General features: G+C 31.6%; 25 protein-coding genes and 1 pseudogene. 15 read left to right on the top strand and 11 right to left on the bottom strand.

The window, feature by feature from the left end; all coding sequences use genetic code 11:
* The first annotated feature begins 45 nt into the window (after positions 1-45).
* Together coaA and guaA are read left to right on the top strand one after the other, a co-directional pair.
* Positions 46-969, top strand: a complete 924-nt coding sequence (gene coaA, locus IGI80_RS04190; protein WP_002356160.1) for a type I pantothenate kinase — start codon at positions 46-48, stop codon at positions 967-969.
* Positions 970-1280: 311 nt separating this feature from the next.
* A complete protein-coding gene (guaA, locus tag IGI80_RS04185) occupies positions 1281-2843 on the top strand; it encodes a glutamine-hydrolyzing GMP synthase (protein ID WP_002356158.1) in 1563 nt (520 codons plus the stop codon).
* Between the two features lie 175 nt (positions 2844-3018).
* On the opposite strand, the gene IGI80_RS04180 is transcribed toward guaA, so the two are convergent.
* The 4 genes from IGI80_RS04180 to IGI80_RS04165 all read right to left on the bottom strand — a co-directional run bounded on the left by IGI80_RS04180 (position 3019) and on the right by IGI80_RS04165 (position 7166).
* On the bottom strand, positions 3019-3783 hold the full coding sequence (locus tag IGI80_RS04180; protein ID WP_438722728.1) for an ABC transporter permease: 765 nt from the start codon (positions 3781-3783) through the stop codon (positions 3019-3021).
* A complete protein-coding gene (locus IGI80_RS04175) occupies positions 3776-4519 on the bottom strand; it encodes an ABC transporter ATP-binding protein (RefSeq protein WP_438722727.1) in 744 nt (247 codons plus the stop codon). Before IGI80_RS04175 ends, IGI80_RS04180 begins: the two co-directional genes overlap by 8 nt.
* A complete protein-coding gene (locus tag IGI80_RS04170) occupies positions 4516-5634 on the bottom strand; it encodes a HesA/MoeB/ThiF family protein (protein WP_438722725.1) in 1119 nt (372 codons plus the stop codon). The genes IGI80_RS04175 and IGI80_RS04170 overlap by 4 nt, the downstream gene beginning before the upstream one ends.
* A gap of 161 nt (positions 5635-5795) precedes the next feature.
* Positions 5796-7166 (bottom strand): hypothetical protein, encoded by a 1371-nt coding sequence (locus tag IGI80_RS04165; protein WP_438722723.1) that lies wholly within the window; start codon positions 7164-7166, stop codon positions 5796-5798.
* A gap of 109 nt (positions 7167-7275) precedes the next feature.
* On the opposite strand from IGI80_RS04165, the gene IGI80_RS04160 reads away from it, so the two are divergent.
* Positions 7276-7965, top strand: coding sequence for an ArsR/SmtB family transcription factor (locus tag IGI80_RS04160; protein WP_438722722.1), 690 nt, complete (start codon positions 7276-7278; stop codon positions 7963-7965).
* 250 nt (positions 7966-8215) lie between these two features.
* Here the strand turns inward: IGI80_RS04160 and IGI80_RS04155 are convergent, their stop codons facing one another.
* The gene (locus IGI80_RS04155; protein WP_438722721.1) at positions 8216-9046 is read right to left on the bottom strand and encodes a helix-turn-helix domain-containing protein; all 831 of its coding nucleotides are present in this window, start codon (positions 9044-9046) and stop codon (positions 8216-8218) included.
* Between the two features lie 186 nt (positions 9047-9232).
* On the opposite strand from IGI80_RS04155, the gene IGI80_RS04150 reads away from it, so the two are divergent.
* From IGI80_RS04150 to IGI80_RS04130, 5 genes are all read left to right on the top strand, one after another.
* On the top strand, positions 9233-9562 hold the full coding sequence (locus tag IGI80_RS04150) for a hypothetical protein (protein ID WP_438722720.1): 330 nt from the start codon (positions 9233-9235) through the stop codon (positions 9560-9562).
* Complete coding sequence (locus IGI80_RS04145; RefSeq protein ID WP_438722718.1) at positions 9559-10062, top strand: hypothetical protein; 504 nt, start codon at positions 9559-9561, stop codon at positions 10060-10062. Before IGI80_RS04150 ends, IGI80_RS04145 begins: the two co-directional genes overlap by 4 nt.
* 178 nt (positions 10063-10240) lie before the next feature.
* Entirely contained in the window at positions 10241-11080 is an 840-nt protein-coding gene (locus IGI80_RS04140) for a rolling circle replication-associated protein (protein ID WP_438722717.1), read from the top strand.
* A gap of 47 nt (positions 11081-11127) precedes the next feature.
* Positions 11128-11322: a DUF3173 domain-containing protein gene (locus tag IGI80_RS04135; RefSeq protein ID WP_438722716.1), complete on the top strand. Its 195-nt coding sequence runs from the start codon at positions 11128-11130 to the stop codon at positions 11320-11322.
* Positions 11323-11324: 2 nt separating this feature from the next.
* The gene (locus IGI80_RS04130; protein WP_438722714.1) at positions 11325-12527 is read left to right on the top strand and encodes a tyrosine-type recombinase/integrase; all 1203 of its coding nucleotides are present in this window, start codon (positions 11325-11327) and stop codon (positions 12525-12527) included.
* Positions 12528-12833: 306 nt separating this feature from the next.
* On the opposite strand, the pseudogene IGI80_RS04125 reads toward IGI80_RS04130, so the two are convergent.
* The 3 genes and pseudogenes from IGI80_RS04125 to IGI80_RS04115 all read right to left on the bottom strand — a co-directional run.
* Positions 12834-13568, bottom strand: a pseudogene (locus IGI80_RS04125) (transposase); the annotation flags it as partial.
* Between the two features lie 423 nt (positions 13569-13991).
* Complete coding sequence (locus IGI80_RS04120; protein WP_173973679.1) at positions 13992-17135, bottom strand: STAND family AAA ATPase; 3144 nt, start codon at positions 17133-17135, stop codon at positions 13992-13994.
* Between the two features lie 405 nt (positions 17136-17540).
* The gene (locus IGI80_RS04115) at positions 17541-17663 is read right to left on the bottom strand and encodes a helix-turn-helix domain-containing protein (RefSeq protein WP_002356153.1); all 123 of its coding nucleotides are present in this window, start codon (positions 17661-17663) and stop codon (positions 17541-17543) included.
* 206 nt (positions 17664-17869) lie between these two features.
* Here IGI80_RS04115 and IGI80_RS04110 point away from each other — a divergent pair, with 206 nt between their 5' ends.
* The 3 genes from IGI80_RS04110 (at position 17870) to IGI80_RS04100 (ending at position 18615) form a co-directional block, all read left to right on the top strand.
* Complete coding sequence (locus IGI80_RS04110) at positions 17870-17965, top strand: hypothetical protein (protein WP_221887222.1); 96 nt, start codon at positions 17870-17872, stop codon at positions 17963-17965.
* An 8-nt stretch (positions 17966-17973) separates the two neighbouring features.
* Positions 17974-18108, top strand: a complete 135-nt coding sequence (locus IGI80_RS04105) for a hypothetical protein (RefSeq protein ID WP_002385439.1) — start codon at positions 17974-17976, stop codon at positions 18106-18108.
* 111 nt (positions 18109-18219) lie between these two features.
* Complete coding sequence (locus IGI80_RS04100) at positions 18220-18615, top strand: hypothetical protein (protein WP_048941381.1); 396 nt, start codon at positions 18220-18222, stop codon at positions 18613-18615.
* A 3-nt stretch (positions 18616-18618) separates the two neighbouring features.
* Here IGI80_RS04100 and tnpA read toward each other — a convergent pair whose 3' ends face one another.
* Complete coding sequence (tnpA, locus tag IGI80_RS04095; RefSeq protein WP_002356150.1) at positions 18619-19074, bottom strand: IS200/IS605 family transposase; 456 nt, start codon at positions 19072-19074, stop codon at positions 18619-18621.
* Between the two features lie 502 nt (positions 19075-19576).
* Here tnpA and IGI80_RS04090 point away from each other — a divergent pair.
* From IGI80_RS04090 to IGI80_RS04075, 4 genes are all read left to right on the top strand, one after another.
* Entirely contained in the window at positions 19577-20845 is a 1269-nt protein-coding gene (locus IGI80_RS04090) for a radical SAM/SPASM domain-containing protein (protein ID WP_002356149.1), read from the top strand.
* A complete protein-coding gene (locus IGI80_RS04085; protein ID WP_002356147.1) occupies positions 20845-22479 on the top strand; it encodes an ABC transporter ATP-binding protein in 1635 nt (544 codons plus the stop codon). The genes IGI80_RS04090 and IGI80_RS04085 overlap by 1 nt, the downstream gene beginning before the upstream one ends.
* Positions 22480-23511: 1032 nt before the next feature.
* Complete coding sequence (locus IGI80_RS04080; protein WP_048941941.1) at positions 23512-23853, top strand: hypothetical protein; 342 nt, start codon at positions 23512-23514, stop codon at positions 23851-23853.
* Positions 23854-24003: 150 nt separating this feature from the next.
* Complete coding sequence (locus IGI80_RS04075) at positions 24004-24549, top strand: ATP:cob(I)alamin adenosyltransferase (protein ID WP_002385445.1); 546 nt, start codon at positions 24004-24006, stop codon at positions 24547-24549.
* A 48-nt stretch (positions 24550-24597) separates the two neighbouring features.
* Here IGI80_RS04075 and IGI80_RS04070 read toward each other — a convergent pair whose 3' ends face one another.
* Together IGI80_RS04070 and IGI80_RS04065 are read right to left on the bottom strand one after the other, a co-directional pair.
* Positions 24598-25386, bottom strand: coding sequence for a PhzF family phenazine biosynthesis protein (locus tag IGI80_RS04070; RefSeq protein ID WP_002379870.1), 789 nt, complete (start codon positions 25384-25386; stop codon positions 24598-24600).
* A gap of 1 nt (position 25387) precedes the next feature.
* Positions 25388-26353 (bottom strand): ornithine cyclodeaminase family protein, encoded by a 966-nt coding sequence (locus IGI80_RS04065; RefSeq protein WP_002359267.1) that lies wholly within the window; start codon positions 26351-26353, stop codon positions 25388-25390.
* Between the last annotated feature and the right edge of the window lie 43 nt (positions 26354-26396).

Here is a 26396-nt window from a genome sequence, read left to right as displayed (position 1 = left end):
TATGGTAAAATGTACAAAGATTGAACAGGGTTTGGTGGAGGAACAATGGACGATAAAATGAATTACTACCCAATTTCCAGAGAAGAATGGCATGGGTTTTATCATGACGGCAAAGCACCGTTAACCGAAGCAGAATTGGATAACATTAAAAGTGTGAACGACCAAATTTCACTAAAAGATGTACAAGAAATTTATGTACCCTTAACGCATCTTATTCATTTATACATGAAAGAATTTGAATCGCTAACACTTAGCAAAGGATTATTCCTACATGAATATGTCTCTGTACCACCATTCATCATTGGAATTGCCGGCAGTGTCGCCGTTGGTAAAAGCACCACCGCTCGTCTTTTGCAAAGAATTCTGGCCCGAACGTTTAAACGAAGAAACGTTCAACTCATTACAACGGATGGATTTTTGTATCCCAATAAAGTGTTAGAAGAACAGGGAATTATGGACCGAAAAGGGTTTCCTGAAAGTTATGACATGGAGAAGCTAATTAATTTCTTAAACGAAGTCAAAAGCGGCAAAGACGAAATTAAAGCACCCGTCTATTCTCACAGTGTCTACGATGTTATCGAAGGCGAATATGAGTTGATTCAACAACCAGATATTTTGATTGTTGAAGGCATTAACACCTTACAGTTACCCGCCAATCAACAAATTTATGTGAGTGATTTTTTTGATTTTTCTATTTTTGTGGATGCCGATCCAGCCTTAATTGAAAAATGGTACCTAGAACGTTTTGGGGCCTTATTAGATACGGCTTTCTTAGATCCTAATAATTATTATTACCAATATGCAATTGGCAAACGAGAAGATGCTTTCGCCATGGCACGGAATGTTTGGAAAACCGTGAACTTGCCGAACTTGGAGGAATATATCTTGCCAACGCGCGGACGTGCGGACATTATTTTGCATAAAACGGAAAATCATTTGATTGACCAAATCTATCTACGTAAATATTAAGGGTTGACGAGCTAAGAAATATCCTGTATCTTTTGTAGAAATATCCTTGAAAATTTTCAGCAGAATGCATGACTTTCAAGGAGTAAAATGTTTTAATAAGTATAGCTAGACAAAGAAGAGTACGGAACAAAAGTGAACCACTTTTTAACCGCCTGATTCTCGGCTGTTTAAAAGTAGCCCCTGCGGAATTAAGCCAAAATTTTCTAAAAATCGTAAAACAATTTTTGAAAATCCTTTCTTAATTCTTGGTGCTGACCACTTTTTAACCGCCTTTTCTTTAGATAAATTTAAATGGATAAGGGGTAATAGACGTGACTAACGTTGCCGATTTGACATCTGTCGAAAAAATTATTGTTTTAGACTTTGGTAGTCAGTTTAACCAATTGATTACTCGTCGTATTCGTGAATTTGGCGTATTCTCTGAGTTATTAAGCCACCGAACTACGGCAGAAGAAATTCGCAAAATCGCGCCTAAAGGAATCATCTTCTCAGGTGGACCAAACAGCGTGTATGACAAAGATGCTTTTAGCATTGATCCAGAAATTTATGAGTTAGGAATTCCCATTCTTGGCATCTGCTACGGTATGCAATTAATGACTCATAACTTAGGCGGAAAAGTAGAACCTGCCGCAAACCGTGAATACGGAAAAGCAGAATTAGAAATCCTTGGTGATGCGACATTATTCCAAGGAACACCTGCGAAACAAACCGTTTGGATGAGCCACGGTGATTTAGTAACAGAAATCGCTCCTGGATTCGAAAAAGTTGGGACAAGCAATGATTGTCCAATCGCTTCTATCGAAGATGCCAACCGCAAATTCTACGGCGTACAATTTCACCCAGAAGTTCGTCATTCAGAATATGGTAACGACTTATTACGTCACTTTGCTTTTGATGTGTGTGGCTGTACTGGTGACTGGAGCATGGAAAACTTCATCGATATGGAAGTCGCTAAAATCCGTGAACAAGTAGGCGATAAAAAAGTCTTACTTGGTTTATCAGGTGGCGTTGACTCAAGTGTTGTCGGCGTGCTTTTACAAAAAGCCATTGGCGACCAATTAACTTGTATCTTCGTTGACCATGGATTATTACGTAAAGGTGAAGCAGAACAAGTAATGGAAAGTTTAGGCGGTAAATTTGGCTTAAACATTATTAAAGTAGATGCGAAAGAACGCTTCTTAAGTAAATTAGCAGGCGTTTCTGACCCTGAACAAAAACGTAAAATCATCGGTAACGAATTTGTGTATGTTTTTGATGACGAAGCAACTAAACTTGCTGGGGAAGAAGGCGTTTCATTCCTAGCACAAGGAACTCTTTACACAGACGTCATCGAATCTGGTACAGAAACTGCGCAAACAATTAAATCACATCACAACGTTGGTGGTCTTCCTGAAGACATGCAATTTGAATTAATTGAACCTTTAAATACATTATTCAAAGACGAAGTTCGTGCCTTAGGAACTGAACTTGGCATGCCTGATGCAATCGTTTGGCGCCAACCATTCCCAGGACCAGGATTAGGTATTCGTGTGCTTGGTGAAATTACAGAAGATAAATTACAAATCGTTCGTGATTCAGATGCTATCCTACGTGAAGAAATCGCAGCAGCTGGCTTAGATCGTGACATTTGGCAGTACTTTACTGTCTTACCTGGCATCCGCTCAGTAGGTGTTATGGGCGATGGCCGTACCTACGATTACACAGTCGGTATCCGTGCTGTGACTTCTATCGACGGCATGACCGCTGACTTTGCCCGTATCCCTTGGGATGTTTTACAAAAAATCTCTGTGCGCATCGTGAACGAAGTTGCACATGTAAACCGTATCGTGTACGATATTACTTCAAAACCACCTGCAACTGTGGAGTGGGAATAAAGAGCCAACATAATATGGATGGGGAATACCTATAAATCAACATTCTTCAATTGCTAAAGAGCTTGAATTTCGTTAAAAATAGTATGATTCCCTACCATTTTCCCTACCAAAAAAACCCTTAATAAGGGTTTTTTTCATAACTACTTTAAGAATACTTTTAAGAGACTAGTTAAAATTAATAGATTAACTTTTTATTTACTGCAATCATAGGTAAATAAAATAATACTATAACAAACAAAATTAGCGATAACATATGGAATAAAAAATTATTCATATTACCAACTAATAATCCTCTACATAAATTTGCAGCATGATACAGCGGAGAAAAATTCCCTAAAAATTTTATGTTTGAAGACATACTGGATAATGGAAAAAATGTATCTGAGAACATATATAATGGCTGTATAATTAACACATTGTAGTAATTTACATAATCTCTACTTGGTGCTAAAGCAGTGAATGTCAAACCTAGTAATCCAAAAATTATCCCCGTTACAAATAAGACTATAGGAATTAATATCACAGTCCAACTATGAACTACACCAAAAAAACTAACAAGAATTAAAAACATAGTTCCGAAAATAACACTTCTTACCCCCGCCCAAATAGCTTGTCCAATAACAATATCTTGCAAGTTTACTGGGGTCATAGCTATAGCATAATATGTTTTTTCAATTCTCATTTGTATGAAAGCATTGGTAGTTGCTTCTGCTGTAGACGCACTCATTGCAGTGGCTGCTATAAGTCCAGAAGATACAAAAGTAAAGTATGTCATCCCATTAATTTCCCCAACAAATTTTGATAAACCAAAACCTAGCCCAATTAAATATAATATTGGGTCAACAAGATTAGGAAATATTGATATTTTAAATAGTTTTTTGAAACTCATGTAATTTCGAATTATCACATACTTTACAGATAAATACGAGAGTTTATACATCGTTAGCTACCTCCCCATTTGTAACTGACAAGAATACATCTTCTAAGTTTTCTTTTCCATAATTTCTTAATAGCTCTCCCTTTGTTCCTGAACTGACAATTTCTCCTTTGTGCATAATTAAGATTCTATCAGCAATTTTTTCAACTTCATCCATGTAATGTGAAGTTAATAGAATGGCTACACCTTTAGATTTTAATTCTAATAATTTATTCCAAATTAAATGGCGTGATTGTATGTCCAACCCTGTTGTGGGTTCATCAAGTATAATTAGTTTAGGATTATTAATTAATGAACGTGCCAAAACTACGCGTCTTCTCATTCCCCCTGATAGTTCGTAAATTTCTTTATTTTTTTGTTCCTCCAATTCAATAAACTTCAAAAGACTCATTGCTCTTTCTTCTACTTCTCTTCTAGGAATATCATAACAAATTCCATGAGCTACCAAATTTTCAAATACATTCAAAGATAAGTCTAATAAATCCTCTTGAGAAACAATGCCAATTATTTTTTTTGATTCTTTCATTTTTTTTGAAATATCTAGATTATTAATCATAATAGAACCTTCAGTAATTAAACTAGCTCCATAAACCATTCTTAAAGTAGAACTTTTTCCTGCACCATTTGTCCCAAGCAAGGCAACACATTCTTCTTTTCCAATATCAAACGTTAATCTTTTAACAGCAGAAAAATCTCCATAGTTTTTTTTTATATTATTAACAACTAATGCTTTATTCATTCTAAACATTCCTTCCCGCAAACAGGACATTCTTTACATTTTACTAATTCGTCAAATTCTTGCGAGAAATCTAAAAAATTAATATTAAACCTTTTATTAAATGTCAACATACTTTCTTCCCCCCACAATAAATAACGCAGAATTTCATAAGAAACAAAATAACCTTGAAATAGACAAGTAGGACCAAGCGCTCCATTGGGAGCACGATAATATGATGTTGAATTACCTGTTGCATTTCTAACTGCCATAAGCTCTTGTTTGTACTCTGGGTTATGTTTAACTTCATCTATATATTGGCATTGAAAACATGCTGTTTTATAAGGAACAACTGAGTATACTCGTCCATATTTCTTATCTACTAAAGCAGCTAATACAGGAATGTTATTCTTTACACAAGCTTCGTTAACCCAATAATCAATAAATCCTGTAGGATAATCTGCAACGTTAATTACCATATCATAATTATCTCTTTTAATTAGTTCATCTACATCTTTAGATGAACTAATTTTTTTATTAATACCTACAAAATTAACATTTGGATTAAATAACTTTAATCTTTTCTCAGCCTCGTCAATCTTAACCTTACCAATACTATTTACATCATATAATACTTGTCGATTTAAATTACTTAGTTCAACATCATCATAATCAACAGCAGTTATTTTACCTATTCCCAATTCACTTAATGCTAAACAAATATTACTGCCAATACCTCCTACACCAAAAATTAAAATATTAGCATTTTTAATTTTTTCTTGTATAGAATACAAAGAATATCCTTGTTCAGTAAAAGTACTAAAATAGTTAATATTAACTTTATATCTTTCTTTTTCTTCATCTGTTAAAATAGTTGATTCTTCTATTCCTACATCGTATATGTATCCCATATTATTTAACATTTCAATTGATTCATATACTTCTTCTTCTGAAAGTAATGTACATTGTTCTACTATTTTCTTGAATCTTACTCCTTTTTTCAGAAGAATAAATAAGTCCGTATATTCTCCACCGACATTATCTATTTCAATAGCATAGTCTAAACCTGTTCCTACTCTTATTAATTTATCTAGAAATAAGACTCCATACATATCTTTAATCTTTGGTTTAATATACATGTAGTGCCTCCCTATAGTTTTATTTAAATGAAAAGACACTTGTAAACCCAAGTGTCTCCTTCTAATACGTATTATTAACGTGCAGCAATACTTACTTTGCTTACTTGCTTCTTAGTTAATTTACGTACACTCATTGTTTTTTTCATGCGATATTTCCTCCCTTACTTATTATTTAGTTTTTTCTGTCCGGGATAAGCTATAACCCATTTTTTTTTAAAATCGTTAATCCAATAAGAAATTTGATCTAATGATTGATAAATATATTGACAATTTTCTATATCAATAACACTATTAGACAAAAATGTATTAATATTATTTATATTTTCGCTATTTAAGGAATAATGTATAGCAAGTATCGCACCTACTGAATATTTATATGAATAGTACGGATCAAAAATATGACTGTTACTCAAGTATTCATTTCTAGAATAAATATTATAAAAAACATCATTACCAAAATAATGCTTCAAACTCCTAGTATAGATATTTTCTAAATCGTTATCTCCAGCATCAATAGCTATTTCCATTTCAGTAACAATATTCTGTCTATAAATTAATCCCCTCATACGTTCAATTCTATAGCTTTCTAGAAAAGATATTCTTTCTGTGTCCTCTACGTGCTTATTTAGTAAAAATTGATAAAATAAAATTTCAAAATAAATTGCAAAACTCTCATCAAAAATAAGATTATTAACTATATCCGTTTCTTTATAGAAAATATTAAAAATTGCGTGACCTAGCTCATGAACTAAGTTAACTAAATCATCAAAAGTACTTATTTTATTAGTTACAATAATAGGTAATTCTAAATGAAACTTCATTGTGTACGGAGTGATAATATCATTTTTAAAATAGATGTTATTATTATCAAATAATGCCTGAATACTATTCTTTACTGGATTACCTAATACACTAGAAAATTCAAGAATTAATTCTCTTATGTTTATTTTTATAAAGTCATAATTCAAATTAACAGGATAATAGAAAACATCTTCCCAAAGCAGTCTTGAGGTATTTTTCTTTAATATTTCTAGTTTAATCATTGACTGAGATATATTAAAACTTTGATGTATACATTCAACAAAAGTATTGAATGCACTTACTGAAAAGTTATCTTCTTCTAACACACAATCTCTATATGATTTTTCAAATATTTTATTTGTAGCGCTATTTTTATCTTTAATATTTTTAATCATTAAATAATCTATTAACTCTTTATTTTTTATATATAGATTGATAGACTTTCTATAGCTATTTCTTCTAGTCTTTTTATCTAGACTAGTTAAATAAAGTAAGCTTTCTTTTCTAAAATTAACTAATCTCAGATACACCTCTTCGGTTGTTAATAAAAATTCAGATAAAAAAGTAAGTTCTTCCTCTTTTTTATTAATTTTTTCAAAATTTAGCGATGTACAACTTATTTTTTTAAGCTCCTCTTTCATTGCCTTGATTTGAATGGAACTATATTCTAAATCAGTAGCTATAGAGAGCTTACTCAATATATCTTCTCTTTTTTTATTTTCAAATTTCATAAATAATATTTCTCAACCTCCCATTTTTAATATGTGTAAATATAGTATATAATCTAGTTGTGTCGATTCTCATCGATATATGAAATTTAATTAAAAAGGTGGTTTTTTTATGAATAAAATTCCAGATGTTTCTAATTTTATAAAAATTATTAAAGACAACTCTAGACAGTTAATGCTAGATACTTTAATGGATGGTCGATTTCACACAGTACATGAACTAGCTAAGTCCGCAAATATTAACCATCATACTGCGAGTTATCACTTAAAAAAACTATATGATTTAAATTGGGTAGTAGTCGAAAAGCATGGAAGATTTCGTTATTACCAACTTAAAAACGAAGAAGTGGCTATTATTTTTGAATATTTAACTAATTTTTCTCCTGCTGAACCTATACATCATTTAAGTAAAAAAATCAGTCAAGAAAAGTTACATTACGCAAGAACTTGTTATGACCACTTGGCTGGATTCATAGGTGTACAAATAAATAACCGTCTTTTAGAATATGGCTACTTAGAAAAGTGTAACAATAAATGGATTATAACTGAATTGGGTCAAAAATTTTTTAATGATACCTTGGATATTAACACCTCAAAATTAGAACACGAAAAAAGACAATTTTGTAGGGCTTGCTTAGATTGGAGCGAAAGAAAACATCATTTAGCAGGAAGCATTGGAAAAGCTATGCTAGAATCTTTTATAAAAAAAGGATTCGTAGTCTTAGAAGATGGTTCTAGAGCTGTTTTAATAACAACAAAAGGAAAATTATTTCTAAAAGAAGTTTTACAAATAAACCTATAAACACTATTCAAATAACTTTTGCTTATTCAACTATAACAACATATATTTTTAGGTATTATAAAAAAGCTGTCCCTACTATTTTGAAAATAGTAGGGACAGCTTCTTCATGATGCTAATTCTAAATTAATACATATAAAATAAAAATTTAATTTCATATATCAAAAAATAATAATCAGTTATGGTTAACCTTCAATTTTATAAATATAACAAAAAAACAATAGTCCATTAGACTATCATACACAAGAAATCTTTAATTAGCTTTCAATTGCTCTATTTTTTTATCTAATTCCTCAACAAACATTGGGAAAGTTTCCGTTGTCTTTATTTCTCTATAGATATTACTATTTGTATCAAATACAAAACTTTGAATGTGAGGTTCCATTTTTTGCTTATCTATACCATAATAGATAATTCTAGAGTTTTTTAATGTAAGTCCTATTTCATCAAAATTTTGAGTAAATATTTGATGTTCCTCTTTTTTTTCAATAACATCCGGATACTCATAAAATAAATTTACAAGACTATCATTTGGTGTAAAGGGTATAACATGAAGAACGTTACTTTCTTTATCCGCATATATATAGTAATGTACATTTTGTTTTGTATAGTCTTCTCTTTGTTCGATAAAATCATTCCTATAACCAGCAGTATATAGATTAGGAATTCCTAACATTGATTGATAAGTATACGTTCCTACTTTTTTCCCTCGTCGCCCATTATCTAAAAAATATTTTCCAATAAAAAGCCACATCATATCATTATAAGACCGCTGTTCGGGAGGAATACTTTCAAATATTTCATATAAAATATTATTACTAAACCTAACATTTAAATTTTGATCAAATAAATCATATAGATATTCATCAGCTTTTCCATATAAAACTTGATCGGGCAACATTTTACCTAAAATCGCAATTTTTTCCAATTTATCTCTTTTAGGAATGCTTACCCCCTTTTCCCAGTTGTTCACAGAGCTTCTTGGGGAATCACCAATTAATCGTCCAAATTCTTCCATACTGTATCCTAAATCTGTCCTAATTTCACGAATTCGTTCACCAACTTTTTTCTTATTTGGCTTCATATTTGTTTAATCTCCTTTGTTGTTTAGGGATTTAGTTCAATATCAATAATAGCAGATATCAAATAAATAGTAAAATGATTTTTGTACTATTTTATGTACTAAAAACTATTGACAAAAAATTAAAAAAGAGTTATTTTAGTGTTGTACTAAAATATGTACTAAAATATAGAAAGTGAGGGAACTCAAATGACAATAAAAATTAGTGATTTAGCATTGCCTAAAGAGAAACTTGAAACAGAATATCAAGTTGTTCAAGTAACTCGTTGGCAAAAAGACGGTGAAGCTTTAGGTTGGACTTATGAATGCGTACTTCCAAAGCTACGGTTTGAAAAAGTGAGTGTGAGAATTCAAAGTGAATATCCGATAATTACTAAAGATGAATTAGATAAACAAGGAATGGCTCTAATTCGCTTTGAAGGACTTGTTATTACTCCGTGGGGGCGCGTAAATGGACAGTTTGTTAGTTATGGATTATCTGCAACTGCTACAAAAGCAGTTCTTATTCAAAATAAATGAACAAATACTTTACCGCATACGAGGTATTAGAGAAGGTAGAGGGAGTTCATTCTCTCTCTACTTTAAATAAATGGATAAGTTTTATACAAAAAGAATGTAATTATCAATTTCATTATGGTGTTGTTCCACGTGATAATCAGGGAAACTCGCACTCAAAAAAAAACCTCAAACAACGAAAAGTTAGACTATTTACACAAGATGAAATTGAAAAAATACAACAAGTCGCAAACCTGATTCCCAAAATTGGGAGAGATATTGCAATTAGACAAATTTTTGATAAGTACTATACGATTAATATGATGAAGAATTCTGAACTATTTGTAGAGATAATGAGAGAAGTAAGACTTAAATGGGAAAAAGAATGGGCTGTTGTTTATTCAAAAAGATATCAATTGCTAGAAATCAACTATAAAATTCTCGAAAAAAGAATTGACCATTTAGAAGAATTATTAGCATCACAAAAACAACCTTCCAGCGGGTGGTTTCGGCGGAAGCGGTAGAGCCACCAGCTAACACCGCTTTCCGATCGAAAAATTGCACACGATGGACGATTGTTTTTGAAGAAAGTCGAAGACTTTCTTCTTACTTAACTTGATTTATAGACCAACATCAGGAGAAAAAATATCCATTCTATTTTTGACCTTTGACAATTAAATAGTCACTAAGGGGTGATGATTTTTGAAAATTTACAATCAAAAAATCATTGAAACTCCCACGTATATCGAAATTTATGATTATGAAACTATTATTACACCAAAGCAAAAAAATAAAAAAAGCGAAATAAATCCCGAACGAAAACAACAACTTTCTTGGCTTTACGATAATGAACTAATTGATAAACGAAAAAAATTTGAGGAATTATCCGCTGAAAAACAATACGATAGCCTAAAACGAAAACAACAATACTACAAGAATATGCGCTTTAATATTGCCCGAATAGTTGATACAAATTTTGATAACAAAACAAAATTTTTAACACTCACTTTCAAAGAAAACATTCAAGAAATTGATTATGCAAATAATGAATTTAAAAAATTTATCAAACGACTAAACTATGAACTTTATCACACTAAAAAAGCAAAAATAAAATATCTTGCAACGTGGGAAAAACAAACACGCGGTGCCATTCATTATCATATAATTTTATTTGATTTCCCTTATGTCTCTGTGAATCGCTTAATAAAAATATGGGGGCATGGTTCTTTCAAAATCAATAAGATTGATGTCGATAGCATCGAAAACCGAGGACGTTATGTTAGTAAATACTTTGATAAAGATTTGGACTTAAAAGAGCATAAGAAAAAAGCTTTTTTTAAATCAAGAAATTTAAGGTTACCAAAAGTGACCCATAAATTAGTTGAATCTCCTTTTGATTCTACTAGTCAAAACGTGTTATATACCAGTGAATATATAGTAAGACGTCCGTTTTTTTACAGTGCTTTAAATGAATGTAAACATTCTGAAATGATAATGGATTTTAAAGAAAGTACTGTCCGCTACACAAAAATAAAGAAGTAACACTTTTAATCAATCTTAGTGTTTTCTATGAAAGTGAGTTAATAAAAATGAAAAATACCATTTGTCGAAAAGATTTAGAAAATATTGGTTTTAAATCACATCAAGCAGTTACTATTATCCGACAAGCTAAAATAAAAATGGTCAATCAGGGATATCCGTATTATAATAATAAACGTGTCGGGGTAGTTCCTCGACAAGCAGTAGAAGAAATTATAGGTATTCCCCTTTCACAGGAGGAATAAGTATGAAAACAAAATATCCATGTGTATATCAAGATAGCAAAGGGCGCTTTTCTTATCTAGTCGAACTAGGAACTGATCAAGTTACTGGAAAAAGAATTCAAAAGAAGGGTACCAAAGATAGTCTGGGGAAACGCTTCTCCTCAGCTCGTGAAGCGCATAAAGAAGTCATGAGAATAAAAAATGATTATATGATAGCGAACGGTTATGCAAACTATAACCTTACCTATAAAGAGTTTATGGAACAATTCTATATCACTCATTACAAAGCTAGTGTACAAAATAGCACTTGGAATTCTCGTGAATGCGGCTTAACAAAAATTACTGAACATTTTGGCTATAAAAAACTTCGCGATATCAATATCAGAGATTGCGAAAACTATCGAATTTGGTTATTAAACGATAGCGGCTATTCTCAATCGTATAGTTCACTTATGTACGGTATGTTTCGTAAATCCTTAGATTATGCCGTAACCCTTCAATTTTTGCAGGAGAACATTTCTAAGAAAACAAAAGCTATCGCTAAAGGAAAGTCAGTTGTTCTCTACTGGACAAAAGAAGAATTTGAACAGGTATTGGCAAAAATATATAAAGAAAACGTATATGAACATATGTGTTTTGTGTTAATTTGGTTATACTATATGACTGGAGTTCGAGTAAGTGAAGGATTAGCACTCAATTGGAGTGATGTAGATTTAATCCGAAAAAAATTACGAATTCATCACACTTTAGAAATGAAAAACCAAAATAATTTTATCCGGAAACCATATACTAAAACTGTAAATAGTATGCGAACTATTTCCCTAGATGATGATACAATAGAAATTCTAAAAGAATGGAAAAATGTCCAAAAAAAACATGGTGTAGAACAATTCATTCTTAGTTACACTGATTTACCGCTCTTTCGTTCAACGGTTCAACGAATCATTGCACGATATGCCAAATTAGCTAAAGTCCCAGTAATTCAAGGAAAAGGATTGCGTCACTCACATGTAAGCTATCTAATCAATGAATTTAACGCTGATATTTTAGTTGTTTCACAGCGATTAGGGCATTCCAGCCCAGAAATTACTTTGAAGCACTATGCTCATTTGTGGAGCAGAAATGATGAAAATATTGCTCAGCTAATGACTGGAAACATTCAATTTACAATTGCAAAAAAATCGAACGTTTCTACTTTTAATGGAAATCAAACAGTAAAATTTTAACCCTACCATTTCCCTACCAAAAAAACAATTATATTAAAAAAATGTTGATATAATAGTATTTTAAGCTACCAGCTTAAAAAGAGTGGGAATAATATATAGGTGAACGCCATACAAGCTTATTGATTTATATGGGTTTCTTTCACCATTGAATTATTCCAGAAGAACAAAATTATGCAAATTTGATAGCTTGTGTACCCCGTTTGTAACCACGAAGTCAGTCGAAAAAAAGCTCTTTGTCAAATAATGTTGGTAAAGAGAAATTGTAGAATCATGTCGAGTCCAGAGGAGAAAATCCTCTGGATTTTTTTATTTGGTTTGTATAGCTTGTCCTTGTTGGACGAAAATACGTAATTTGAAATTATAAAAGTTACGAAAACCATAGGCATTCCGCTTTAACACTTTGATATGATTATTTAGACACTCCAATTGTCCATTCGAGTAAGGATAATTCAAGGCATCAAAATACGTTTGGTTGCGTTTATGAACGGCATACAAAAAGTCTTGGTACAATGTGTAGCGTTGTGTTAACTCAACACTACAGGAAAGAAGCCTGTCCACAAGCTCTGTTTCGGTCAAATAAGTTTTAAATGAAGGGCGCCGACGGCGGTTTAAACTATCCAACTTCTCTTGATTTTTTTGTAATAACTTCCAGTATTTTTTGAGTTATTTTCCTTGGCGTTTTTCAGCCAAACTTGAACTTTTTAATAGATAATTTGTCCAAGTGATTCGATGGTTTCGAAAGATCCGACCGATGTGTTGAACGATATGGAAGCGATCAATGATGAGCTTTGCTTTAGGGAAACATTTTTTCACGAGAAAAACGTAAGGTGTGTATATATCAATGACAATAAATTGGACGTTTTCCCGCACAGATAGTGGAAAACGATTAAAATAACGTTCTAAATAAGACAGTTGGCGGTTTTCAACAATATCAAATAATTTTCTTGTTTGCCCATTTAAAATGATAAAACTCATGGCGCCAGAAACCTGACGAACGGATTTAAATTCATCAAAGTGAAGAACGGTTGGGAAGGTTGTTTTAATTTGTCCATTTATTTTTTCTTTTCGCAAACAATTTTCTTCAAAAATAACATTTAGGTCTAGAATATTTAGGGTTTCTTTGATAAGCTCAGTATAGGACATCTTGATTCCTCCTTAGAATGGGTTAGGTGACTTTAATTCTACAGGATTTCGAGGTGTCTTTTTTGTGAAACAAAAAAGATGTTGGTAAAAATACCAACATCAGAAAGTATAGAGCCCGTTTATCCTACTAAAAAATCCCTGTAGTGATTTATTCAAGACAGGGATTCATTTTATTTATCTCTACTTTTTTGTAACTTACTAAGCAGTATTTCTGAGATTAGAAACGCTCTATTACTTAAAATATTGAGTTGATAACCCATAACTTTGGCAGTATATTGAAAGCTATGAATTTTCTGCATTCGAAACTTTGAATCCAAAAATTTATCTCTTATGATCCAATCTTGCTTTTACAATAGGATCATACCTAATTTCAAATCTACTTGCTATTTTCTGTCTTTCTTGTGGACTTAACTCAAATAGATACATGTATTTAGCTGCCATCTGTTGAAGAATTGATCTAGACATTAAATTTTTCTCTGTTTCTTGGAAAACTTCGTGTATATAGCTTGTGCTTGGATCAATGTACATCGTTTCTAAATAACTACCACTAATTATTAATTTTTTTATCATACTTAAATCGGTCGTTATCAAATTTTTATAGGTAATTTTAAGGGAACTACTACCAGTATCCTTAATGCTTTTATGAATTATAGAGAAACAAATCATCTCTACAAACTTGAAGAGTATTCTTTTTGCCGCAGCTTCTACTTCCCTTTGATTACTAGGTTCAATAACTCCATCTTCAACTATTTTTTCTGAAATAAAGTAAACAAGTTCATCTTTTTCAGATTTCACAATATTGATTAAATTACTTCCCGCTCGTAAGGTAACACTATATGCAGACTCTAATAAGTCTCGCTTAGTCTCCTTAATTATGCTTCCAGAATAATTTTTCAAAATTTGACCTATAACTTCTGATATTTTTTGTGCCTTGTCCATTTCAACAAGAATTTCATTTTTTTCAGTTAATGAGCTTTCTGTATCTGTTTCCTCACTAATCTCTGATTTACCATTCTCAGCAGTTTCAATAAAATGCTTTTCCTCATTATCATTTGAGTCTCTTACTCTATTATAATTCGATCTATTATCTGATACATTTGTATTTTCAAAAACTAAAGTTGGTAGTTCGGTCATTAACTGGTTTAACTCTATTATATCATCTTCCATTCTTAATTCAGGAAAATCTGCCAATAATTTATTTGATACTTCAACAACAGTATTCAAGATAAATTCATCTTTTGATAAATGCGTCAAAAATATCAATACATTCGCATTTATTTCGACATTTATTTTCTGAATCAAATCTACTATAATATTTTTAATTAGATCTTCTGATATGTTGTTTGACAAGTACTGTGCAACAAAAAAATACAATGCATAATTATAAGTAAACGTGTATCTCCCTTCTGAAAATTCTTTTATAATTCTACTCTTGATAAGCCTTTTTTTGTAGTATTCAAACGACATAGTTTGAGAATCTAGTTCATATTTTTCCAAGTAATTTTCGTGAAAATCATGCCATTCAGAATAGCTTAGAGATTTTTCATTATTTGAGAAAACTTTATATCCAAAATAACTCAAATAATTGTGCAATAGAGCCATTTCATTATTGTTTATACCAACGTCATTAATTAGTTGTTTTATTAGTAACTCGTAATAGTAACCATTTGATTGACTATTAAAATCTGATAAATCACGGCCACTATCTATAGATTGAAGTATGATTAAAATGTATAAAGGAACTTGAGGCACATAGCTCTTCCCTATAACTTCATCTATCTGTTTAGTATATTTATCAATATCAAATATTATATCCTTTTCTTCTTTTACATACTCATTTCCAAAACGAATCCATTTATCAACTAATTCTTCTCTTTTTTTAAATCCAAATTTTTTTATTTCAATAAATTTAATTCTACTTTCAAGCTCATCATTAAGTCCTAAAATATCAGAAGTATTATTAGGTATACTTTCTGCAACTATAATTATTGTAGAAAAAAATTTGGTAAAAATTTTTACAAGCTCTTTTTTTCCAATTTTATTTAAGTCTACTCGATCCCAATTATCCAATAACAAAATCTTTTTAGATATATCAAATTGCAAAAAATGCTCATACATATTTCCCTCATATTGTCTGGAGAACTCCTTTTTTATGAGTTGTTCTATTTTTTTTAATACGGGGATATCACTAATTTTTTCACCATCTAAAAATACTGGAACCCATTCTTTCTCATGAAAATCACGATACATTTTTTTTAATAAAGTGGTTTTACCTGATTCTTTATCTCCTTCAATAAACCAAACGCCTTTATCATCACCTATTTCATTAAGTAAATGTGAAGCCTTCATATCTTGCTTATTTTTTTTCTCTTCAAGAGAATTTTCAAAATCAGGATATACAAAGATATCGTTCAGTAACAAATTCCCATGTCTTGGATGAACAACATACGCACCTAAATCATTAATAAATTTTGACATGCTTTCTTTTATAAAGAATCGATTATTTTCACCTGTAGAGGCATGGTTAATTCTTCGACGCATTGTATCTATTTTTATCTCCTCGAAATCATTTACAATATACATATTTTGTTGAGAATCCCAAGCAAATTGTTCCAAATCGATGTTTACAACAATTGAATTTTCTATTTCTATAGTAATAATATTAAATCCACTGATTTTAGGATCAGAATTTTCTTGAAGTACATTTCCTTCGAGAATTATTGTTTCTCCTAACGGTGATATTTTAGAAATTTGTGACTCTTGGTGTTCGTGCCCAGTAAATATAAAATCAGAAACATTTTCTAAAAGGTGATCAAATTCTCTTTTGTTATTTGGCTCTAACCAGTGAGTAGGATGATGAATAATAGAAAAATTGAAAAGAGCATCATTATCATATTCTAGCCCTTGAAGTTCAGTCATCGGCATATACTTAGTTCCTGCATTTTCATGTAATGTAGAATCCCAAGCGGTATTTATTAAATTAATTTTTATTTTTTGGTCTTCATTTATTGAGAAATTCACGACTTTGAAAATAGGAAAGTCTGATATTAATTCACTAGATTCCCAGAACTCCATAAACTTGGAGAAATAATCATCATAATGATCTTGTAATGTAATTTTTTGGATCAAATTCTCTCTTTTGTCTTCATTATCTTTTATTCTTTCTAAAATGGTTTCTCTTATTACTGAATCCATAACACTAAAATTGCAATCATGATTACCCGGAACACATAAAAAATCAGTTCCTTCAAATTCAAAAATAACATCCGAAAAAAAATCAAATGCAACATCATATTCTTCCTGTTTTCCACTAAATGCAGAATCTCCATTCATTAGAAATAATTTTTTTTCACTACTATTAATTCTAGAAGCTATTGCCTTGATCAATTGCTGTTTTTTTTCTAATATAGAATTATTTCCTGCCATAAAATGAACATCCGAAAAATTAACAATTGATAATTTCATAATAATTCCTCCCTTAAGACTCCTCTACTATTAGAGATAATATCATTCACCTTTTTAAATAACTATTATTATTATACCACAATAAATGAAACGTTTTTCCATTATTAACAGGAAAAAAGCATTTAGAAGCATAAACCTCAGCAAAAATTTATTCTCTATCTCATGTATATGCACAATAAAAAAACCGCCAATATTTACAGTCTCTACAATCTATTTTTGCTCAATATTAACAATTCTTTCAATAATATTGAGCAGTTCATCTTTATTCTTTGATAAAGATAGAGCGTGAATAACAGCAGCTTCTCTATTAGTTGTTGTTCCAAATGAAAAGAAAGCTGGATAATCTCCATCAAGGGCTTCGATAATTTTTTCCAGTGTACTTATTTGAATGTTTGCAGACTTCCCTCATTCAATCCTACCCAAGTACGAAACAGCAAACCCAATTTTATCAGCTAACTGTTCTTGAGTCATGTTTTTAGAAGTTCTGAGTTCTCTAATACGATTCACTATTTCCTGTTCTAATTTCATAATGGCTATCCCCTTTAAACTCTCTCAATCAAGATTAAAGGTATTTCACCATTTTGTTTAGAAATCAAAAGACCTTTTATTAGACATTAAATAAATTTATTAGTACTTTTTTTGATATGATTACATCAGTTGTTAATTTAGAAATGGAGTACGAAAAATGAAAAGGAAAAAATTAGTGACACTTTTATATTTAAGCTTAGCAATGTTTGCATCGTTTGTACAACCCAAACAGCGGAGAGCATTTTTACACGGCAAACACTAATGAAAAGAATCATTTTAATAAAGTTGGTTGGAAGTATTAGAGAATCGGATGGTATTCAGACACGAAAAAACTGTACCACTATATCGTGCGTATAATCAAAATGCAAAAGCTAGTTCCCAAAGTTACACGGTAAACTATGCAGAACAAAAAAAGCTGTTAAAAGTTGGCTGGAGAAATGAATGAATAGCATGGTACGGTACTAAAAAGGAATCGACAAAGCCAACGCCTGTCACTAAATATAAGGTGACTGTAAATGTAATTTGTGAAGGTAAAGTTATAAAGACTAAAAGTGAAATGATTGAAAAAGGCAAGCAGTACACAGTCTTTGCGGAAGAAATTAGCGGCTACATCTTAAACGAATATAATGTAAAATCTGTCATAGTAAATAATAATACTACAATCAGTTTTGATTACAAAAAAGTAGAATTAGTTGATACATTCAATATGAAAATTTATGTCGATAACGTATATTACAAAACGATTAAGAAAGGCGAATCCTATCAGCCAGCAACAAAAAATTTGGGATTAGATGAAAATGAATTTGATCTATCTAATTCAGTCACCGATCAACCTAAAAACTGGATCGATGGTCAAACATATAACTATGACTTTTACGTATCACATTACGAATTATTATCAAATGCTGAAAAAATAAAAGCAATCAATACTATACTTTCTATTCTTATCTAGTTGTTACTTCCTAAATGGATCTTTATACTTTCTTTTGTTTATACTATCCCTTACTCGATCTTCTGCTTCTTGTCCTCGTATATACTTAGCTATCGTTTTTTTGTTCAGTCCTACAGCGCTCACATAATAGCCTTTTGACCAAAAATATCGATTTCCATAATTGTATTTTAAATTCGCATGACGTTCATGAATGACTACTGCACTTCTTCCTTTTAAGAAACCCATAAAACCTGATACACTCAACTTCGGTGGAATTCTTACCAACATATGGATATGGTCGGGCATTGCATGCGCTTCAACGATTTCGACTTCTTTCATTTCACACAATTTTCTTAGTATTTTCCCTATATCTCGCCTCAATTGACCATAGATTACTTTTCTTCTATATTTTGGTGTAAACACAAGATGATACTTACAATTCCAACGAGTATGTGCTAAACTTTTATCGTCGTTCGACATTCAAAAACTCCTTTCGATTTGATAACGGTTGGTAGCCTTTATCTATTATATCGAAAGGAGTTTTTATCGCTAAAGCTCTGACCTCCACGCGCAGTATGCGTGTTTTTTTATCGAAAACTCTTTAGAGATTTTGGCTGATCAAAGTCATTAAATAAAAAAACAAATTACATTTCTTAAAATATCATCTAAAACATCTCATTTTAATAATAAAATTTTTGTGAATTATTTTAAAAAAATAAAATACAGAAGAAAATATCATTACAGTATTGACTGAAATCGCTTTCTTGTGTAATATATAAAAAAAGGAGGTTTTTACTATGAAATGGCTTACTGAAGAAACAAAAATAGAAAAAAGAGGTGTTATAACGTGTACATTATTCAATTGTACAAGTAACAGCGCTAACTGCAAAATCAGAAAATGCTCTTCATACAACGGTAATTGTTTTATTAATTATTAACTAACTTTATTTTTAGAAATTCTAGCTGGATTGGAGTGATCATTGTGAAATTATCTACATTTAATATTGAAAAAGAAATTCCAGATGGAATCATAGTTTATAATACTTTTTCTTCTGGTGTTCTATTTCTTAACAATGAATATAAAAATGAATATCTTAATTTAAAAAAAGGAAAAAAATGTAATAAAAAAGATTTAGAGAAAGAATTGACTAAAGGAAGTATGCTTGTTTCAGATGAAGTAGATGAAGTGTCACAACTAAAGGTACTAAACAATGCGACTCGTTTCAACACTCAAGGAATTAGTTTTACTATTGCTCCCACAATGAAATGTAATTTTGCATGTCCTTACTGTTTTGAAGAAGGAGTTAGATATAATACAATGACTCAAACAATCGAGAATGAAACAATAGAATTCATAAAAAATTTTTACATACAAAATACTCCTTTTGGTATTTGTTGGTATGGTGGAGAACCATTATTGGGCATTAAAAATATCGAAAGAATTACTAACAAATTGTTTGAAAATGAATCTTTAAAAGAAAGCTATCAAGCAGATATAATTACAAATGGATTCTACCTGTCTAGAAAAAATGCAGAATTATTAGCCAGTTTAGGGGTTAAAACTGCTCAAATTACGTTAGATGGACCCCCAGATATCCACGATACTCGTAGAGTTCCTAGGAATGGTAAAAAAACTTTCAATACCATATTAGAAAATATCAAAAATTCATATGATCTTTTGGAGATAGTTATTCGAGTAAACGTAGACCGCACTAATATATCTAGAGTTCATGAAATTTTAGATATTTTAGAAGAAGAAGGTCTTCGAAATAAATTAGGTTTTTATATCGCTGCAGTAGATGATAGCGCTTCGCAAAAGCCTAATCCACAATGTTTTAGCGATAAAGAATTCTCAGAGGAAGAGTTCAATTTCTATATTGAAGCACTTAAACGAGGATTTAATTTAATAAATATTCCTGGTCAAAATTTAGGGATTTGTGGTGCTATTTCATTGAATAATTATGTAATTGATCCACTAGGCGATTTGTATAAATGTTGGAATGAAATTGGTAGAAAAGAAAAAGCTGTTGGAAATGTTGTTGAAGGTCCCTTGTATAATAATGTTATGGTTGAATACTTGAATTATGAAGCAATTACTGATAAAAAATGTATGGAGTGTAAGGTACTGCCAGCATGTATGGGAGGATGTCCTTATATAACAATTAATTCTGAAAGAAAATGTAATTCTATACGCTACAATGCAGAAAAACTAATTGAGCTAGTATATTCAAATCAGATGGTAGATGGTTAATGAAAAAAGAAATCAGTTTAGTTTTCAAATATATTTTAGAACTAGATCTATCAAAATGGGAATTTTCCTCATTATTGTTTGCAACAATAATGGCAAATTTAATAAATCTTACTCAACCATTTTTCTTAGGAAAAGTAATAGATGGTGTAACAACATTTTCAAATTTAGCAATAGTTAATAATCTTTTATTCATGGCTACTTTCTTTGTTTTCTCAATGTTTTTCTTATATATTAAGAACAAAAAAACAATTGAAATAGTCAGTAAGATAGAAATTGATATGAAAAAAAAAATTTTCAACTCTATTTTTAAGATGTCCTACAAAGATTTTCTAATAAATAACGACGGTAAATTGTTAAACCTTATTGAAGAAGATGCTATGGTTTTTTCAAATATTTTATCTACTCTTTTAAGTATGATCATAGATATTTTAAGTTTTTTCATTACAATTGGAATTATGCTGTTCTTAAACTCTACACTAAGCATCATTTTCATATTGATTTTTCCAATTACAAGTTTTATATATTATTTCACAGGAAAAAAATTGAGAAAAAAACAACTGGAATTGAAAAATGAACATGATGACTATATTTCATTTATCACAGAATCTCTCAATAATTTTAAATTGCTAAAAATTTTCAATAAAGAGACTGATCGGGGTAACCACTTCACTAGCAAAATCAGAAATATTTATGATATAGGTATTACAAAAATACTAATTGAAACAAAATCCGAAATTCTACTTCAAATTGTCTTGTTCATAAATAATATGGTAGTTCTCATCTTAGGAATTTATATGATATTCATGGGGACATTTACTTTAGGTTCCCTGATATCTTTCAATTCCTATTCCGAAAAGTTCAAGCAATCGGCATTAAGCCTAACAAAAATAAATAGCAGTATTCAAAATATGCTTGTCTCCTTAGAAAGAATCCATAATATAACAACAAACGGTAAGTATCATTTTAAGGTAGTTGAAGAGAATTATATTAAGACCGAAAATATTCATACTGTCCTAATAAATAATTTGAATTACTATGTAGACAGCAAACATATATTAAAGAATCTGAATTTTGAATTTCGTAGTGGTAGTATTAACTTAGTTAGTGGAGAAAGCGGCTCTGGAAAAACTACATTATTTAATATACTGACCAAACTAATAACAAGTTATTCAGGACAGATCTTTTTTGATACAGTTAACATACAAAATATTCCAAATAAAGAATATAGGAAAATAATATGCTACGTGACTCAAGAAAGTCTTATTTTCTCAGAAACTATTTCTAATAATTTGAAATTATACAACAAAAATATTACTCAAGAAGAAATTATTGATATCTGCAAAAAACTAAATTTGCATGAATTTATTAGCAAGTTAGAAAATGGTTATGATACTTACATCTATAAGGGTGGTGAAACTATCTCTGGTGGACAGGCACAAAGATTATGTATAGCTAGGGCTGCACTAACTAATCCAGATATTTTTATTTTTGATGAAATAATATCGTCCTTAGATGCTTACAACGCCAAATTAATCACAAACTTTGTTGAAGAGTTATCAAAAGAAAAAATTGTTGTTATTTCTTCTCATCAAAAATTAAATGTAAAAAGTTCTTACTCGATTTTAAAACTTTAAATTGTTAAATATAGGAGGAATAAATGATGAACAAGATTCTTAAAATTTTATTAATTATTTTTGTTATTTTAATAGTAGTCATTTTTCTGCCTACTATTATATTTTTCATAATTAAATAGAAAGGAGGAATTTGAAATGAATTGGTTAAATTTTAGTGAACCTTCACTGCGTGGCAATTGTTCAGGTTTAACTTGCGGAATTAAAACTTGTATCTCAGTTTCTTGTCCAAATAATGGGGGTTGCGCATGGAGATGGTGTTGGAATAAATCTTGTTATATCAATCTTTAAACAATAGGAAAGGAGCATATGAATATGAATTGGTTAAAAGACTATAACGAAATTAAACCTAGAGGTGCATGTGTCATAAGAGTTTGTACTCAGTATAATGGTTGTAACCCTCTGTACTGGTGTTGGAGATTAGAAGGTAACTAACTGAAAGAGAGGTGTTTTGTTAATGATTTGGCTTTCGCAAAAATCAATAGAACCTAGATGGTGTTTCTTCCGTACCGCATGTCCTAGAAAACAAAATGATACTTGTATAATTCATATAACTTAAATGGGAATTGTGTTGTTCATAGTTTGAATAGTAACAATATGTTTTTAATCACAAACCCTTAATACAAGTCCGAATGAAAAGTTTCTTTATAATCAACTAATTTTTGGTGATAAAATTAAGTTTCTACGAAATAATTATTATGTAATTATTGGAAAAGCCCTATTACCAAAATCATTACTGATGTTGAAATATTTTATTTTATAAAACCTAAATATCTAAAGACTTATTTAACCTTAGTTGATAATATTCTAAATGAACATGCCTATTTTAAATTACTTTACATCTGCATAAATATCACCTCTCCTATTACCAAAGTTGTTGGCTTTTGGGAGGGAATAACAATCAACCCGCTAGAAAACCTATAAATTAGGTTTTCTAGCGGGTTTTCTTTTGTGTTATCACACTTTCCTCCCACCATTCTCCATTTTTCCTTTGCTCCACCGCCCTCAAAGTCCTATAATTTAATCATAAGAATAGTGACTATTAATAAAATTCATCAATTAAAAGGAAGCGATTTCAACATGTCGAAAGAAACTTTTCTTAAGTATGGTTTTGTTGTCCTCTTCATAGGAATTTTTTTACTTCGTGCCCAAAAATTTATTTCTGAGCCCCTTTCGTACCTTTTTTCGGGTATTCTTTTGCTTATTGTTGCGTATTTAATACTCGTGAAAAAAATGAACTTTTTCTCAAGTTTGCTCACTGTTACCGATCAACCTTCTTCTACCCAACAACGATTAGGTCAACTTTCTGGTCTTGTCAGTTTATTGATTGGTTTACTTCTGGTAATTCTTAGCTTCATTTTCTTTCTCCAACTTTGATTCCCCCTTGACTCTCCCTTCACTCTTGGCTATGATTACCTTAGCAAGTACAATGGTGTACTGTGAACAGTCGAGCAACGGCGCTCAAAAAGATTGGCTTTCGTGCATTCTTTTTGAGGGCTTTTTATTTTTAGAAAGTAGGGAAATTGAATGGAAAAAATGTACCGCAGTCCGTATGAAGCGTACCCGTATCTATCTTCTAAACCAGAAGATTTACGATGTGATTTTGAATTAATGACTGATGAATTGGCCTCGATGACAGGTCTTCTACGAGGATACGTGCAACAATTAGACGTCCCTGAACAGCCTGCACTAACAGAAGAACTAGCCAAAATTTGCGAGTTAATCTACCATGTCAATCCAACGACCCGAACAAAATTAACAGTCACAGAGGAAGAAATAGCATGGCTTTTGGAACGTGTCAATGCTATGAATGAACTGACATACGAAGAAAATCGTCCTTTTGTTTTACCGATGGGCACAATCTGTTCCTCTTATGCACACATTTTAAGAGCCAAAGCCAAAGATATTGTTCGTTTACTTTATCGCATGGACTATGGTGGTAAAAAAATTGATCCGCAGCTGTATGATGTAGTCAACTTACTCTCAGGTTACTTTTTCATGTTAGCTTTGTATCTAAATCAGCTCGAAAATGGTGAAGAAGTTCCCTTTGTTTCTCGCAACTATTCTATTTAAAAAGTACACCGACCGCTAACGACGAATTGCTAGCGGTCGGTGTACTTTTTATACAAACAAGTAAGCTTCTCCTTTTGCAAATAGTTTAGCAGTACCACCAATAATGACTCGATTTTCTTTCACTTCACAAGTTAAAAAGCCGCCTCTTGGGGACACTTGATAGGCCGAAAGGGTCGTTTGATTGAGCCGTTTTCCCCAATAAGGAATTAAATTGGCGTGCGCAGAACCACAAACTGGGTCTTCGTTAATTCTTAGTTTCGGGAAAAAAGTTCGTGAAACAAAATCCACCGAGTCTCCTGATGCCGTTACAATGACTCCTACTCCTAAATCCAATGCTTTTAATGCAGAAAAATCTGGTGTGATTTTTGCCACTGTCTCTTCGTCTTTTAAGACAAAAAATAAATCGCGACCCAAATAAGCTTCATAAATTTTCGTGCCTAAAGCGGCTTCATACTCTGGCAAAATTGGAATCCTTTCCGGTAGGATATAAGGAAAATCTAGATAATAGTATTCCTCTTTTTTGGTCACTGCGAGCGGTCCACTTTGACTAGTAAAATGGAGTGTTTCTTCCGCAACGGAATAATAGTTAAATAACACAAAAGCCGTCGCTAATGTAGCATGTCCACAGAGATCGATTTCTCGTTCCGGCGTAAACCAGCGCAGGGCGTAACTTTGTCCCTCCTTGACCGTAAAAGCAGTCTCTGACAAATTATTTTCAATCGCAATGTTTTGCATCACCGCTTCTGGCAACCATTTTTCCAAAACATAAACAGCGGCGGGATTGCCTTTAAAAACTTCCTCCGCAAAAGCATCGACAATATAATAGGGATAACTCATTTTAATTCTCTCCTTGTATTTTTTGATAAATGTATTCCGCGCAACACAAATCCTCAACTGCTAAGCCAACCGCATCAAAAATCGTGCGGCCTTTCTGCTCCGCCTTTAGTTTAACTTTGCCAGTGACTAATTCGCCGAGAGAACCTACAATTTTTTCAGCTGAAAAGGCACCTTCTGAAATCGGAATTAAAAGATCCCCGCTTTCTTTTAATGCAGCCGCGTACTCATCTACAAACACTTGACTGTTTTTAACAAGGTCGCTTGTTAATTCTCTGGAAGTCGGCGTGAATGTGCCAATCGCATTGATATGGGCATTCGGCAAAACGTCTTTTTCTTCTAAAAATGCGTCCTGACTGGAAGTTAGTGTACAGATAATTTCCGCTTCCTGGACGGCTTCTTGGACAGAAGAACAACCAATAAAGGTACATTCGGGGTAATTGTGCTGTTGCTTAGCGATTAATTTTCGTGCGCGTTCTGCTGTGCGGTCATATATAAAAACCTTTTCAATCGCCCGAACGCTTTGTAGCGCTGCGAGATGAGATGAAGCTTGTTGACCTGCACCAATCAAAGCGATACTTTTTGCCTTTGGAGCTGCTAAATAATCGGTTGCCAAAGCAGAAACAGCTGCCGTGCGAAGCCACGTAATCGCATTGGCGTCCATCATCGCGACTGGTCTTCCAGTAGAACTATCAAACAATAAAATTTGACCAAGATGTGAGGCCAAATTTTTTTGTGGATTTTCTGGAAAAGCTGTAATGATTTTTGCCCCAAAAAAGCGATTTTTTCCTAAGTAAGCAGGCATTAATGCAAAAAGATTCTGATTTTCCCCATCTGGTAAAACCTCTACATGGCGCTCACTTTGCGAAATTTTTCCTTTTTGCAACTCTGCAAAGCAACGTTTCATCACTTGAATTGCTTCGGAAAACGACAATTGTTGAATAACCCTCTCATAAGAAATAATGTCCATCTGAATTCCTCCCTTTGCGCTATCATAAACCAGACAAACAATA

The sequence above is a fragment of the Enterococcus sp. DIV1420a genome (assembly GCF_051712165.1).
Lineage (GTDB): Bacteria > Bacillota > Bacilli > Lactobacillales > Enterococcaceae > Enterococcus > Enterococcus faecalis.
This window is presented reverse-complemented; position numbering and strand designations above follow the sequence as displayed.

Coding starts and splice junctions, on each gene's coding strand:
- coaA (WP_002356160.1), top strand. CDS start 46: ATGGACGATAAAATGAATTACTACCCAATTTCCAGAGAAGAATGGCAT.
- IGI80_RS04180 (WP_438722728.1), bottom strand. CDS start 3,783: ATGTATAAACTCTCGTATTTATCTGTAAAGTATGTGATAATTCGAAAT.
- IGI80_RS04175 (WP_438722727.1), bottom strand. CDS start 4,519: ATGAATAAAGCATTAGTTGTTAATAATATAAAAAAAAACTATGGAGAT.
- IGI80_RS04170 (WP_438722725.1), bottom strand. CDS start 5,634: ATGTATATTAAACCAAAGATTAAAGATATGTATGGAGTCTTATTTCTA.
- IGI80_RS04165 (WP_438722723.1), bottom strand. CDS start 7,166: ATGAAATTTGAAAATAAAAAAAGAGAAGATATATTGAGTAAGCTCTCT.
- IGI80_RS04160 (WP_438722722.1), top strand. CDS start 7,276: ATGAATAAAATTCCAGATGTTTCTAATTTTATAAAAATTATTAAAGAC.
- IGI80_RS04155 (WP_438722721.1), bottom strand. CDS start 9,046: ATGAAGCCAAATAAGAAAAAAGTTGGTGAACGAATTCGTGAAATTAGG.
- IGI80_RS04150 (WP_438722720.1), top strand. CDS start 9,233: ATGACAATAAAAATTAGTGATTTAGCATTGCCTAAAGAGAAACTTGAA.
- IGI80_RS04145 (WP_438722718.1), top strand. CDS start 9,559: ATGAACAAATACTTTACCGCATACGAGGTATTAGAGAAGGTAGAGGGA.
- IGI80_RS04135 (WP_438722716.1), top strand. CDS start 11,128: ATGAAAAATACCATTTGTCGAAAAGATTTAGAAAATATTGGTTTTAAA.
- IGI80_RS04130 (WP_438722714.1), top strand. CDS start 11,325: ATGAAAACAAAATATCCATGTGTATATCAAGATAGCAAAGGGCGCTTT.
- IGI80_RS04120 (WP_173973679.1), bottom strand. CDS start 17,135: ATGAAATTATCAATTGTTAATTTTTCGGATGTTCATTTTATGGCAGGA.
- IGI80_RS04115 (WP_002356153.1), bottom strand. CDS start 17,663: ATGAAATTAGAACAGGAAATAGTGAATCGTATTAGAGAACTCAGAACT.
- IGI80_RS04105 (WP_002385439.1), top strand. CDS start 17,974: ATGGTATTCAGACACGAAAAAACTGTACCACTATATCGTGCGTATAAT.
- IGI80_RS04100 (WP_048941381.1), top strand. CDS start 18,220: ATGATTGAAAAAGGCAAGCAGTACACAGTCTTTGCGGAAGAAATTAGC.
- tnpA (WP_002356150.1), bottom strand. CDS start 19,074: ATGTCGAACGACGATAAAAGTTTAGCACATACTCGTTGGAATTGTAAG.
- IGI80_RS04085 (WP_002356147.1), top strand. CDS start 20,845: ATGAAAAAAGAAATCAGTTTAGTTTTCAAATATATTTTAGAACTAGAT.
- IGI80_RS04075 (WP_002385445.1), top strand. CDS start 24,004: ATGGAAAAAATGTACCGCAGTCCGTATGAAGCGTACCCGTATCTATCT.
- IGI80_RS04070 (WP_002379870.1), bottom strand. CDS start 25,386: ATGAGTTATCCCTATTATATTGTCGATGCTTTTGCGGAGGAAGTTTTT.
- IGI80_RS04065 (WP_002359267.1), bottom strand. CDS start 26,353: ATGGACATTATTTCTTATGAGAGGGTTATTCAACAATTGTCGTTTTCC.